Annotated in this window: 11 protein-coding genes; 10 read left to right on the forward strand and 1 reads right to left on the reverse strand. The window is 36.9% G+C overall.

Annotation, left to right across the window (positions count from 1 at the left end):
• Positions 1 to 9: 9 nt before the first annotated feature.
• The 10 genes from KNP98_RS13275 to KNP98_RS13320 all read left to right on the forward strand — a co-directional run bounded on the left by KNP98_RS13275 (position 10) and on the right by KNP98_RS13320 (position 12,471).
• Positions 10 to 1,236, forward strand: coding sequence for an ATP-grasp domain-containing protein (locus KNP98_RS13275; RefSeq protein ID WP_214811818.1), 1,227 nt, complete (start codon positions 10 to 12; stop codon positions 1,234 to 1,236).
• Entirely contained in the window at positions 1,214 to 1,987 is a 774-nt protein-coding gene (locus tag KNP98_RS13280; RefSeq protein WP_214811821.1) for a hypothetical protein, read from the forward strand. The genes KNP98_RS13275 and KNP98_RS13280 overlap by 23 nt, the downstream gene beginning before the upstream one ends.
• A complete protein-coding gene (locus KNP98_RS13285; protein WP_214811824.1) occupies positions 1,968 to 2,825 on the forward strand; it encodes a hypothetical protein in 858 nt (285 codons plus the stop codon). Before KNP98_RS13280 ends, KNP98_RS13285 begins: the two co-directional genes overlap by 20 nt.
• Positions 2,806 to 3,447: a dTMP kinase gene (locus tag KNP98_RS13290; RefSeq protein WP_214811827.1), complete on the forward strand. Its 642-nt coding sequence runs from the start codon at positions 2,806 to 2,808 to the stop codon at positions 3,445 to 3,447. The genes KNP98_RS13285 and KNP98_RS13290 overlap by 20 nt, the downstream gene beginning before the upstream one ends.
• Before the next feature lie 17 nt (positions 3,448 to 3,464).
• A complete protein-coding gene (locus KNP98_RS13295) occupies positions 3,465 to 5,252 on the forward strand; it encodes an alanine--tRNA ligase (RefSeq protein WP_214811830.1) in 1,788 nt (595 codons plus the stop codon).
• Between the two features lie 128 nt (positions 5,253 to 5,380).
• Complete coding sequence (locus tag KNP98_RS13300; RefSeq protein ID WP_214811833.1) at positions 5,381 to 6,274, forward strand: aminoglycoside phosphotransferase family protein; 894 nt, start codon at positions 5,381 to 5,383, stop codon at positions 6,272 to 6,274.
• Entirely contained in the window at positions 6,175 to 7,563 is a 1,389-nt protein-coding gene (locus tag KNP98_RS13305) for an MFS transporter (protein WP_214811836.1), read from the forward strand. The genes KNP98_RS13300 and KNP98_RS13305 overlap by 100 nt, the downstream gene beginning before the upstream one ends.
• Positions 7,564 to 7,596: 33 nt before the next feature.
• Positions 7,597 to 8,631, forward strand: coding sequence for a S66 family peptidase (locus tag KNP98_RS13310; RefSeq protein WP_214811838.1), 1,035 nt, complete (start codon positions 7,597 to 7,599; stop codon positions 8,629 to 8,631).
• 909 nt (positions 8,632 to 9,540) lie between these two features.
• Positions 9,541 to 11,472 carry a hypothetical protein gene (locus tag KNP98_RS13315; protein ID WP_214811840.1) on the forward strand — a complete coding sequence of 644 codons (1,932 nt, stop codon included), beginning with the start codon at positions 9,541 to 9,543 and terminating at the stop codon, positions 11,470 to 11,472.
• A gap of 117 nt (positions 11,473 to 11,589) precedes the next feature.
• Positions 11,590 to 12,471, forward strand: coding sequence for a hypothetical protein (locus KNP98_RS13320; protein ID WP_214811842.1), 882 nt, complete (start codon positions 11,590 to 11,592; stop codon positions 12,469 to 12,471).
• 292 nt (positions 12,472 to 12,763) lie between these two features.
• On the opposite strand, the gene KNP98_RS13325 is transcribed toward KNP98_RS13320, so the two are convergent.
• Positions 12,764 to 13,036, reverse strand: coding sequence for a hypothetical protein (locus tag KNP98_RS13325; RefSeq protein WP_188005500.1), 273 nt, complete (start codon positions 13,034 to 13,036; stop codon positions 12,764 to 12,766).
• Positions 13,037 to 14,746 lie beyond the last annotated feature (1,710 nt).

Genomic DNA, 14,746 nt, shown 5'->3' on the forward strand with positions numbered 1-14,746 from the left:
AGTTTCAATATGTACCATAAAAAAGTTCTTAGCTTTGGATACCGAAAAGAGGTGACCGATGCTGCCAAAAGACTGAACTATGAATTGGTTTCAATAATTGACGATTGGGATCGTCCGAATAAAATCCCGGAGTGCCAGGCGCACGAAACAAGAATCTATACTCAAAATAATGTGAAGCTGGAATTGATTTTAGGAGCATTATCAAGAGAAGGTCAGTTGAAGTTCGACGGTGTCTTCTCTACTTTTGAGTATTTCATTCTAAATGCTTCACTACTAGGAGAACATTTGTCAAAGCCCTTCATGCCACCACTAACCGCGATGGCGTTCAGGAATAAGTATCTCCAAAAAAAACTACTATCCAAAACTATAGATAGTAACAGCTTCCGGATTCTTAATCTAAGAGAGATGGATGAGCGTCATAAAATTAATGATTTTCCACTGGTCTTAAAACCGATTGCTGGTGGTGGCTCGGAGGATACGTTCATCGTCCGTGATATTGAAGAGTACACCGATAAAATCAATTATTTTAATAAAAAGGGTGTCCTGAAGCTGTTCGAAGAACGCTTCATAAGTGGGGAAGAGTATCACGCTGATGGTTGGGTCTCTAATGGGGAAATCAAGTTCTTTGCTGTATCAAAATACGAAAAGCCCTGTATCAACATCCGGAACGGTTGGCTACTCAATGATACGATGCTACGTCCTGAAAGTCATACCACTCTATATGAAGAAGTCGGTATCTATTTAAAGGATACCTTACAGACCTTGAACTTAGAGAACGGGGTATTCCATATGGAATTCTTCATTGATCCGCTCACCAACGTCATAGTGTTCGGGGAATGCGCCTCACGAATTCCAGGGAATTATATCGCTGAGACGTTCAAGCAGATGTTCGATATAGATCTGTATGAAGTTCTATTACAAATTTCAGTGGGGGAGACGGTGGAAACTCCTCGTCTAGATGAAATCACTCATTATTATGGACATACTTATCTCCCGTCGCCTTCAAAGGAATCAACGTTCTTACCTTCCGAGAAGGATGTACTGAAACTTGATGGTGTTGTGACCATGATGCATGAGTGGACGACTGGAGAACCTATTCCTGACATTACGGAAGCGACATCGAATCGAGTGGGTAAAGTGGTCGTCAAATCGAGGACACAGGAAGGTCTACAGGATAAGATAAGAAAAATTCGTAAATTTTACATGGATCATTATGAAAAAATTGAAACGAATTGACTCAATCATCCCATTAGTACTGGAGTATCTACAAAACAAGTATGACTTAGAGGCTGTCATGGTGACAGGGTCGATAATCGAAGGGATAGGTAATAGTAATTCTGATTTCGACATTTTCGTAATTGCCGAACTGGATAACTCAAGAAAGATAGAGATTATCAGGGATATCAATTTTGAAATGATGACACTCGATTTTGTAATATACGACAGATTGTTCCTTCGTGATATGTTTCGTCGTTTGAAGGAGAAGCCTTCAGAACTTGAAAAATATGACTATGACTTCCTTCATCGCTTAAAGTATGCGGTGGAGATTTATAGTCCACTAATAAATATTGATTACCACCAATCTGTATCGTTCAGCCGATTCGACTATTCATTAGCACTAAGATATTCAACCTCAGGTACAAAACAACTAAAGAATGCCAATGCTTCGCTAACAGAAGAAGATTATGGATCAGCATTTTTCATTTTAAGGGATGTTCTTCAAAATTTGATGTTAGCATATATGTCCATTCATGGTGAAACGAATCCGAATAAGAAATGGTTCTATAAGAAGTTGGAGAAGGTCAGAAAAAAAACAAAAGATCATACTCTGATTGATGAATTCATAAGAATTATCTCCATGCCTTTTGAAGGGAAAGATTCCTCGTTCACGGACGAGGCGCAAGAGTTCATATTCTTATTGCAACATGAAATCATGATCGAGATGAAAAAAATGGAGGGTTTTGAAAATGTGGAGTTCAATGGTTGATGGAAGAACGATTCAGCTCTATTACGAGTATGCTCATACTAGCGTACGGAATCGCTCCGATTTATTACAAGAAGAATTAATCCAAAGTCATGTTCGTCTACAAGCTGATTTGGATGATCTAAATCCTGGTGGAAGTCTTACGAAGTATAGCCTGCTTGAATATATTCATAGATTTATTTCTGAAGACCCGGAGGGCTATGAGAAATTGATTGAAGAGCTTAGCGCCACAAACAATCAAATTACTTATAAGGATAAAAAATGGTTCATTATCGATTCGAAAAATCATAGTCAAAATGAACTGGAGAAGTTCAAACTTCGATTACAGGAAGCATTCAAGTACTTGAATGAAGTGCGATATTTTCAGATACCAGAGATTAGTACATCATTGATTCAGCTTCATAATCAATCAGATCAAAATATCCCCCCTACGGAAGGGATGATATCTGGATTGATTCATTTAAATATTTCTGATCCTGTATTCGGTCATATTGATAAGATACTAAAATACGGTTCTCACCACTTCTTATCATTCTTCTTGAAAGGATTGGAGTTAAAGGTGGATGAGGGAGATAAGGAATATCTGGCACATCATTTCGGTCAATCACTGAAGTATTTTTTCTATGAGAGACTTTCGGAATCTGATTCAATGTTCGCACCAAACACGGTAAACGCTGAGCTGATCTTTAAAAAAATTAATACCTTAAAATCCGTACTCGAAGGTGAAGAAATCAAATTTACTAAAATCGTAAACGGTGATATTGACAATGAGTGGTTGACTGAAATTTTAATGAAAAATTATCCGAGGGAGGGACGATTTGATGTATACTCAACAGGATAAAAAAGCAAAATTTATCAGTCTGGAAGGAACTGATGGGTCTGGTAAATCCAGCTTGAGAAGATACATCACCTCATCCTTTTGGGATGCTGATGTAAAAGCACTCTCTACGGGACCTCATTCCTTCCTACTACCGAAACATTCAGAAATTATCGTAGATGTGAGGGAGGGAAGGCTTCACTCGAAAGAACAAATCACAGAATCTTATGCCTTAGATAAGAAAGAACATCAAGATCGCACAATTGTACCTAGCATTGAAAAGAATCAGTGGATTATTGCCGATAGAAGCTTAGTCAGTGATATTGTATATCACGAAGTGGTGTTCGGAATTGACCCTTTCGTCACATATGACATGCAACGAAAACTTGGCGTCAAAATGTCGGATATTATCGTTTTCTTAGATACCCCTCCTGATATAGCATTCCAAAGAATCAACGAAAGACAGACTGACGGATTCAAGTTCTGGGAAACGAAGGAAACATTGAAGAGGTTATACGATTCCTATAATCAAGTGCTGTTCTCGGGACGATTCCCGGATGTCCCGGAGGTAAAAGTGATTGATAACTCTGGGAGCGAAAAAGAGACGAAAAGACAAGTTGATCAATTCATTAAGGAATTAATTTGAACTATGAGGTGAAGAAAATGAGAAAATATAATGCTGAAGAGATTAGAGAAAAATATCTTAAATTTTTTGAATCAAAGAAACACAAAATCATTTCGAGTAAATCAATAATCCCGGAAAACGATCCGACGGTTTTGTTCATTACTGCAGGAATGCAACCACTCGTACCTTATTTATTAGGAGAAAATCATCCTCAAGGAACAAAACTAACCAATGTACAAAGATGTGTTAGAACTGGAGATATCGAAGAAGTGGGAGATGATACTCATTGCACCTTCTTTGAAATGTTAGGAAACTGGTCATTAGGTGACTACTTTAAGAAAGATTCGATCAAATGGAGTTGGGAGTTTCTCACTTCTGAAGAATGGCTTGGAATTGATAAGAGCAGACTTTACTTCACGGTATTCGAAGGTGACGAGGATGCACCAAGAGACGAGGAATCCTATCAATATTGGTTAGACCAAGGCGTGAACAAAGATCATATTTTCTTCCTATCTAAAAAAGATAACTGGTGGGGACCTGCTGGTGAGAGTGGACCATGTGGTCCGGATACCGAAATCTTTATCGAGACCGATATCGCTAAATGTTCTGATAAATGTAATCCTTCTTGTGATTGTGGAAGATTCATCGAGATATGGAACAATGTGTTCATGGAGTACAACAAAGATGAGAACGGCACGTATACGTTATTGAAACAAAAGAACGTAGATACCGGAATGGGGTTAGAACGAATTCTCGTAGCACTGAACGGTGGGTCAGTCTATGAGACGGATCTCTTCGAACAGACGATTGAAAAAATCAAATCCTTGGGAGAAATCCAAATCGTTGAAAGTGAGACAGAAAAGTCAATCCGAATCATAGCAGATCATATCCGAACGTCTACATTCATGTTAGGTGATCATAAAGGAATCGTTCCTTCCAATGTAGACCAAGGATATGTATTACGCCGATTGATTCGTAGAGCAGCTCGATATGCTCAAATGTTAAATATCAATCATGATGGACTGATTGATATTGCTCAAACCATAATCGACAAATATCAAAAAGCCTATCCTGAATTATTGACCAATGAAGAAACCATAAAAAGAGAACTCAATAAGGAATTGATTCGATTCAGCAAGACCCTCACTCAAGGATTGAAAGAATTCGAAAAAGTGATTAATAGACTATCTTCTGATCATACAATCATCAGTGGAACGGATGCATTCCGTTTATACGACACTTTTGGATTCCCGATTGAATTCACGCAGGAACTAGCTTCAGAAAGAAACCTTGAAATTGATATGGTCGAATATCAGGAACGTTTTAACTCGCATCGTCTACTTTCTCAAGAAGGTGGTGCTAAAAAATTCAAGGGTGGATTGGCGGACAACTCTACTGAAACGACGCGGCTACATACCGCGACTCATCTCCTACATGAAGCATTGAGAAGAGTTTTGGGTGTGACGGTGGAACAGCGTGGTAGTAACATCACCCCTGAAAGATTACGTTTTGACTTTACGTTCGATCGGAAAGTTACAAAGGATGAGATTAAGTTAGTAGAAGAGATAGTCAACAAACAAATTAGTAAAGGGCTCGAAATAAGCAATCAAGAAATGAACGTTAAAGAAGCAAAAGAAAGTGGTGCTATAGGACTTTTTGAGAACCGATATGATGAAAAAGTAAAGGTCTATACTATTGGCGATTTCTCAAAAGAAATTTGTGGAGGTCCTCACGTAGTGAAAACGAATGAACTTGGAGTCTTCAAAGTACTCAAAGAAGAAAGCTCTTCGAGTGGAGTACGTAGAATCAAGGCTAAATTAGTCTGATTCCTTATTCATGTTTAATTCTGTATGGGTTGGAGAACTGATTTAAAGTCAGACACTGCAATTCAATCCATACAGAGTTCATTAATTAGAAATGTGAGTGAATCGATATGGGAGCGCACCGACGACTGATGAACTTTGATCAGAGAATTCATAGTATCCATGAAATAGATGTATTATCTGCAAGTAAATTGTTCAGACTAAAAATAAATGACGAACCTTATATCTATAAAGAGTTTACAGAGAAGAGCGGAAACGAGTTAGAAGTTTACGAACTCATCAGACAAAATATCCGGGCAAATATTCCTCGAGTCATAAAGATTTATACTGAATCTCCTAAAGGAATGATAATGGAAGATTTAGGTGTCCCGCTAAAGAGGGTTGGCTTGAATAGTTCCGAAAAACAATCTCTTTTGTATCAAGCTGTACAATCATTAAGTAAGATTCATTCATCAGGAAAAATGCATAGCGAAAGATTCTTGTCCATGGATTCACGACGAGAGTATGTAGACATATCTAACTGGAGCGTATGGACCTTGCCTATGCTGCAAAATTTACTTAAAAAAAACCTAAGTTGGTTTGATGAAGAATCTATTTCGACATTAAGAAAGATTCATTCGGAATTTCAGAGAAGATTCCCAGAACCGTCCGATGAAAAAACCTTCAATCATGGCGATCCCCATCTGGACAACATTTTTTACAAGGACGATGAGATATACTTCATCGACTGGGAGTGGGCCTGCGTATCATCACCATTACGAGATTTTACCCTCTTCATCCAAGATGTTCAGGAAATTCACTTAATAAAAGAGTTGAAAAATTTTTATGGGAAATCCCTAAGGGAACAAGGTTATGAGGTCGAGCGGCATAAGTTTGATAATGATTTCAATTATTATCTATGTGACAATACCATGAAAATGATTTCGTGGAACATAGAGAAGTTTTTGAAGGGATTTATAACTCAAGATGCATTGAAGGAGTTTTTGATGAGCAAGGAGCGCATATTGAATCATTTCCTGAAATGAATGGAGGGATGAGGATGAGATTCAGAGATTTCCATTTGAACATCAAGATTCGAATAATCGAATCATTACTTTCTAGTTCGGCGAGTAACATGATTTACCCGTTCATGACCATATATTTTGCGAATGCTCTAGGTGTAGGCATTGCGGGTATCATTCTTTCCGTCAGTATCATTTTTGGGATGATCTCTAGTTTTATCGGAGGATATTACTCAGACCGATTCGGAAGAAAAAAAATCTGGGCGACAGCGGAATCCATAAAGTTTGTGAGCATAGTGACGATGACACTAGTGAACGGACCATTGAATCATTCTATTGAAGTTTCCGCATATATAACGATGTGCATGATGATTCTGAATAGTTTATGTGCTGGATTTTCAGGACCTGCAGCTACGGCTATGTTGATTGATGTGAGTTCTCCAGAAAATCGAAAGTATATGTACTCTATAATTTATTGGGCGAATAACATTTCAATTGCCGTAGGTGCAATCCTAGGCGGATTATTGTTCGAAAATTATTTTTTTGAGTTATTGTTAGCATTCTCCGTTCTAGTCGCAATTTCTACTCTCCTGATTATCTTCTTCATCAAAGAATCGTATGTCCCGAGCTCTAGTGGGGAACGAACAGAGAAGACGAGTTTAAAATCAATCTCTAAAAGCTATCTTGGAGTGTTTAAAGATAAGCTCTTTATCCATTCTACTCTGGCTCTTCTTCTATTGGTTTCTCTTGAGTTTCAACTGATGAACTACATAGCAGTCAAGCTCTATGACATAGACGGAAAGAGTCAAAATATACCATTCATCGATATGAAGATTGAAGGAGCCAGTATGTTAGGGATACTTAGGGCTGAAAATACAATAATCGTCATCTTCTTCGTATTCATCGCGAACTATTTCATAAAAAAATATATGGATAAGCATGTACTGATTATGGGACTAATAATCTACTCTCTGGGATATTTAATTATCTCATACAGTGAAAATCTAATCATACTAGTGTGTGCCATGTTTTTCGCGTCAATCGGAGAGCTCTTATATACTCCTGTACATAACAACTATCTTGCATCGATGATTCCTGATAGTTCTAGGAGTACATACTTAGCGATCAATGATTTGGTCACACGAGGAGCGTTGCTTATATCATATCTGTGTGTATCGATTAGCAGCATTCTAGATAGCTGGATGATGACTAGTATGTTTTGTGTCTTCGCGGTGATAGGTCTAGGTGTGTTTATTAAGCTATTACCGTTGATGGAGGAGAAAAGACTAGATTCCTTGAAGAATAGTGCCTGATTAATAGTTAAATTATAAGGAGAATAACAATCAATGAATATTTTATATCCAAAACCAATACAAAAAGGTGATAAAATTGCAATTTCAGCCTTTTCTAGTGGTGTGCATGAGGGAATGCATCATCTTGTAATCAAGACTAAAACATATCTAGAAAAACTAGGTTACGTTGTTGAAATAGGTGAGACAGTATGGACACAATCAAAGGGGAAAAGCGCATCTGTCGAGAAGAGATTGAACGAATTCATGAATTTTTGGAAAGATGATTCGGTCGCAGCCATCATACCGCCTTGGGGAGGTAACTTTGCACTAGATCTGATTAAAGCCGTTGATTGGGTATCGCTAAGAGAAACTGAGCCGAAGTGGGTGTTAGGCTATTCAGATATCAGTACATTCAATTTCATGCTCTCCACCAAAGGACGTATAGCTAGTGCCCATGGTCCGAACATCATAGATCTTTCTTTCCAAGAATGGGATGATGTCACCAAGGGATGGTTAGGAGCACTCACTACTAAACATGGAGATGTTTTCGAACAGCATGCATCTGAGTATTATCAAATAAACTGGCCAGCTAGCGATACGGAGGAGGATGTCCAGTTCAATTTGAATCAACCGACCAAATGGAAATGTGCGCTTCCTAATCGTCAATCTGAATTCTCAGGAAGATTGTTAGGTGGGTGTTTGAACACCATCAGAAACCTAATCGGAACTTCTCAGGATCACATCAATTCTCTGATAGATGAGACCAAATTCTCGGAGGGAATCGTTTGGTATTTAGAATGTACGAACATGGACACTGCTAATGTCTATCAGTCACTATGGCAGATGAGGGAGGCAGGATGGTTTGACAATATAAAAGGTGTCATGTTCGGCCGAATCGATGATTGTAAACAATATCAAGATTTTACTATCCAGCAAGCGTTCGAGGACATCTTTTCGGAATTTGATATCCCGGTGTTATATGATCTCGACATCGGACATTTCCCCCCACAGATGACTTTGATTAATGGTGGGTTCGCAGAAGTTGTCCATTCTGGAGATCATGGTTTAGTGAGGACTACTTTTTTATGATGATTAAAAAGGATAATAAGGTGCCACAGTCATGATTGATGATATTCTAGAGAACTTTAAGGTCGAGTCCAAGAAATACTCGAAAGAACATTATAAGTCGGTGAAAAGAACTGGCGATTTCATTGTATATTTTTGGTCCACATTACTTTTCATACCATCATTCCTAATAGCTCAGTATGTCGTCTTTCATACGAGTAACATTCTTTATATCGTCTTCTGGCTCTCGATTAGCTTGCTATTGCTCATGCTCTCGATTCTTTTTGAGAAAAAATCTAATAAAAATTTTTTCGTTTATCATAAAAAAAAGGATATTTATCTCAAAGAAATCTTACAGAAATATTTAAGAGATGAGTATTCTCTATCCGAAGCAGAACAATTTAGACATCTCTCTAGCATAATCGTAAAAAAAATAGATTCAAAAAAGAGCTATTATAATTTCAATCCGACCTATGTATCAATCATGCTGACGACTTTATTGACAATAGCAAAAGCGTCAGAGGTCAAAGACATCTCACTCTTCATGTTGGTTATTCTCACTATATTGGCTTTTTCAATAATTCACTTCGTCCTAAGAATGTATACAAATTACCGAAATGATTCTTTAGATGCTTTCGAAGAAATAAATAGATTATTGAATGAAATTTTATTAGAAAAGCTTTCAAGAAACAGTGGAGCTAAAAAGAAGATTAGAAGCATCTAATAATGGATATGAATCAAAAAGAACTTTTGTTCGTAATTAAATTTTTTTAGAATCAGAATAAATCAAGATTGAACGCTTCATACTAGATATAGAAGGAATGTGTCAAATTTAGATCATCATTGGTACATATACCAACGATTTGTTTGTTGTCACTAGACGTATTTCTTCTTTTCTTTGCAGTAATGATTAGGAAGGTAGTGGACATATCTATGAGCGAATATGATTTTTATAAATATGAAAACATGCTAAAAGATGAAACGATTTTTTTACGAGAACTCAAAAAAGCCTGTACCGAATCCGACATCACACATGCCACTGAAATCCTAAAATTATCTGGAATAGTCGTGGATGCATTGAATACCAAAAAATATGAAAATCTATTTACTGAATGTATTGATATTATTGAAAAATCGATAGTCACTCCTCAAGATGAAGAAATACTTAATAGATTAAAAGAAGATAAAAAAATATTTGAAAATATGTACAATCAGATAACTAAGTCTAGAGAAAAAGCTTTCAATGAATTGGTTTCTGGAAACAGTGTTTTCGAAGTGAATACTTACTTGATTTACTTAGAACTCGCTCTTCAAAAAATGGGAGAAACCATAAAAAAACTTTCAAAACGAGAGAATGGAAAAGAGATTTTATACCCACAAAAAGAAATAGATACCTATGAAGTTTTTACGGAAGTCAGTAACAAAGTATTCAAATATTTCAAGTATAAAAATTATCCTCAAGATAAGCACAATAGAATCTTCAAAATAGAAGATTTGAGGATGGCGGATGTACATGCTAAGTTAAATTTGCTATGGAATGACATAGACTTCTTGTATGAGAATTGGAAATTTGCAGATTTATCTATTGAATTCATTGATGAACAAAAAATTAAGGCTGAGTTTATTGATGATAATTTTGACCTGCACAATATGATTTCTGATCATAGAGCTCATCTTCTTGTCGCGCATAAGCAGATGGAAAACGTTCATGAACACTCGTTTAGGAGAACATTCTCTGATGATGAAAATGAAAAGAAAACTCATGGGATACTCAGGAGAATGGTTAGTACGGATTTCATGGACAATTTTTTTATTGATTCTTCTAAAGCCTATAGTAAGGATATAGCTTTAATCAAGTGGCTAGAGGCGTATGAAATAATTCAAGATGAATGTGGGAAAAAACTAGATGCAGGCCCCCATAGACTCAGCATGAATAGCATCCTATTAATGAAAAAGAAAAAAGAATGGTTGAGTTTCTTTTCTAAAAATGGATTTAATCGAAAAGAAGCTGAAATCATTATGAATCAGTTCACGTTCCATTCCAGGTCTACAGATTTTTTCGACTATCCATTCATTGAATTTGGAGAATATTTGTTACTCGTACCATCCATCACATACAATGCAGATGCAGGAAAATCAATCAGCTCAAACTTTTTGAATGAACGTATACAACTGGATTTCAGGGGTTATGCTTTTGAATCTAATGTGATCAGTTGGTTGTCAGAGGCTGGCATAACATGTTCGAGTATTACTGACCGTCACAATAAAGAAGAATTTCAATGCGATGTAGCCTTCCGTCTAGATGATGATATCTATCTTGTCGAGTGTAAGGCGCATATTCAGCCGATGAAAATCCGCCAGCATGCTAACCATCTTAAGAAAATCGAAGATAATGTAAAACAACTCGACAGGATTGCTAGACATTTTTCTGATCACGAGAACGTAATCAAGAAAGATTTAAAACTCTCCGATGACTTCTCGATTAAGAACATCCATAAAATCGTCCTCACTACGTCGATGATGGGAAGTAACCAAAAACATGGAGAAACATTCGTAGTGGATGCTTCATCGTTCAGCTCGATGATTCTAAGGAAAGAACCTTCAAAGAAAATGATTAATAAAAAAGAAGTGATGGAGTTTCTTCCCGAAAAGTTTGAATGCTATCAAGGAAAAATTACTTCTGAAAAAATGCTAATGTACCTAGAGAATCCGCCTCAAATTCAATTGGTAAGAAAGATGTTCAAAAAGGTAGAAACTAATTTCTACATCGGCCAGGTGAATAAATTTATGCTGCAAGAACCAGTTTTACGATTTGCCAAAGAAGAAATGACTCTCGACGAAAAATTAGAGATGCTAATGAAATGATTTCTCTACTTTAGATGAACTATTCACACCGAAGTAACGATACGAAATTATTGAATCGTGGTCGGAAAATTCGCTATTCGTCGGAACCGTGGGATAAGTGTAGAAGGGGGAAAAAGAATGTATGCAAGATATTCTGAAATGATACAAGAATTGCATGAAGATTTTTCAGAGATACTGAACCAAAAGCATTCTAAAGATGCGAATATCGAGAGTCTCGGACTTAGCGAGAAGGCAAGGAGAAGAATCGAGACAAACGAGATTAAAATCAAAGAACGGTTCATCGGAGGGGGAAAAAAGATATTCATTCCCGTACAGGTGATACACAGAAGTGAGAAATATGGTGATTTTTCTATAGAGTATAAGTCATATAATGGATTGGTGGCTTTTAATGCCGCTAAGAAACATGACAAAAGTGAATCGAGATGGAAAAAACAGTATTTAAGTCATGGTATTTTTGATTTTTATCTGGATGCTAAACAAAGGTATAAAGAACTCTATGATGGAGAAGTGACACATTACAATGTATTCCAAGATTTATATGAATATGTAACATATGATCAGTGTCTGAGTGTCTATAATGGTGAAGAAATCATCCATGAAAATATAGATAGTGATCAATCGGACGCTCTGATGGTCTTATCCTGGTTGTTCTTCGAGCAGGAACTGAATTACGGTAGTTTAGATTTCCAACAGTATAGTAATTTTAAGAAAGAGAATGACTTCAGGCCTAGAGATATGATTATGGGGTTTTTATCCATGATGTATGCAAACAAAGAATTGTTTGATTCATATCCTCATTGGACGGAGAGTAAAGGTACTAAAAAAACACCTCGGTTTGGTACGGGCGGATATTCAAGTTTGGATATTTCTTATAAAAAATTTTTTGAAAGTTTAAAAGGAAACCTCGATTCTAACCCTTCACTTTTTTGTGATGGAGCTATCATTACGATGTTTGATTTACTTCATGCTTCAACAGGTAAAAATCCAGTATTGGCTTAAATCTATAAAAATCACTCATTTTTTATGAAAAATGATATCTATGAGATTTATAGACCCTAAATTTGTCAAGTTAAAAAGGTACACATTTCTATATTGAAATGTATACCTTTTTTGATTGAAATAAACCTTTAGTGAAAAGAAGACGGATACATATTCGAGTAGGTATTTTTTAGTGAATATCGGATGATTAAAAAAGGAGCCGAGTAGGCTCTCTTGCAGTATGTATGGTAACTAACACCTGGATGGATTGTTCAATTCCCTATTTAGTCTACCTTCTTTTCAAGGGAGGGTATTAGTTAACTTCCTCGTCCACTGCGAACTTATCCGCAGGAGTACCGACCGGTGAGAAGGTAAGGACGACTGGTCGTTGACGAAGGCTTCCTGAGAATGTCCAGCTATCCGAAACGTCTATAAACTCAAGATTGAATAGATCGTAAATTTTTTCGAGATGTGACGTAACATCTTCGGTCATCTCATAGACAGACTCTCCATCAGCCATCATCATTCCCTGCTCAAGTTCTTCTCCGTTCCATGTTATTGAGTATTGCATAAGTTGTTTACTCATTAATAAAACCTCCATTCTTTCTTTTGGAAATGAACCTTTTCGAACATCATTTTACCATCTTGGTGTGGGCGAGACGCTACTTATTTTTCAGAGGTTCCTCCAATTGATTATTATTTAGATGTTACGAATGTACCCATGAACTAATACTGTTTACACCGCTCTTCGCACATACAAGAAATGTTGTTACTTGAGGTCTATGGACTTATTGTCAAGCCCAAGAAACATATCAGGCTAGATATAGGAAGGATACCGCGATGCCTCTAAGGTTAGCGATTAGAAACTAAAGGAGTAGATAACCTGTTTCTTGTCGGAGAAAAAATCTGATATCAATCAATAATTATAAGTCGTTATTCGACAAATTTTAAATCTACATCTAGTTGTTGGAAATAAAAAACTACTATCTATTGACGAGAAGACTATTCTGTGGATTAGACGATTAAACTGCAGAACGCTCTGAGGCCTTGGAAGGAGGATAATCGTTTATACTTTTGGTCGATGATCCGAGACGTCCTGTCATTAGAACGTCCAAAGACGACCACACGAATATATGATGAAACGAGATGATACTATTTTTAAGATAAAGAAGAGATATTTGTTTCATGAGGATGGAATTGAACTTTTTCGGAAGGGGGAGGAGACGACTGGCCCATCCGTTCGTCTCCGGTGGAGGAGCTTTGATATTCAGTGCACAATAATGAACTTGATACAGGACAAAAGGATAGAGAAGAGGCATGTGGTTTTCTGTATCTCATCAAGGAAGAGGATGTTCAGAATCATGAAAAGTATGATATGGATAATGAATTCGAGTTTGAGAAGGCTATTCAAATCTTTCTTCGGTGTGTATACATTTCAAATATCTTTCATAGGAAGAGAGTCATACTAATATGAGTGGGGTGACCGAAGAGTCTAGGTATGACTCCTCCTCGTATACATAGTCATATTTGTTCGAAATCGATGAATCCATACGTCTGATGATCAACTTTTTTTGAAGATAATCGATTCCTTCTATGTATACATTAATGGAGTGAATTTCAGAGGAATCCAAGGTATGCAATATCAAAGGAATTCTTTCACGTAGGGCCATGAACAATAGGATATCAGTCTGTCTTGAAGTTGGGATGAAAGAATGGTTGTCCGGTAGCGTGTTGATTTGATTCATCGGTAAAGTGAATGTCGAAGGTTTTTCATGCGTTGTAATAGAACATTCATCGTTGGTATGAAGATAGAGCATAGTAAATCTCCTCCTGAATAGAACTTATGTTCTTATTATGAATTATGAGACCGTATATTACAATCTTATTTTCTCTAAAGATTGATCTGCTTCGATGAAATTGATGCCTATTCACAAGATTTTTGGTTCCTGAAAAGTTTTCACTCAAAATAGTGAGTTCGAGAGTAAAGGATTTGAGGCTCCTCATGCGTCTGAGCAATGAAAAGATTCCCTTACCAGCGCCGAGTTGATTAAGGCGTCACTATCGTTACCGTCTATCGAGCGACATCGACTTGCCTCGCAACGAAAAGATATGAAATAGAAGTTACAGGGTGATACGTGATACGTTCCTATATTTTCTGGAATCCGTGTAGCAATATAAGAATAGGATTGAGATGCTGTTAAACTTGGCCTTAAGAAAGTCGCTAACGGACACACTCTACATACGTTCCTCGAGTCTGAGTCTCGAGAAACCTTCTGGAAGGAGGCAGATACGATGT

The sequence above is a fragment of the Exiguobacterium sp. s127 genome (assembly GCF_018618695.1).
GTDB lineage: Bacteria > Bacillota > Bacilli > Exiguobacteriales > Exiguobacteriaceae > Exiguobacterium_A > Exiguobacterium_A oxidotolerans.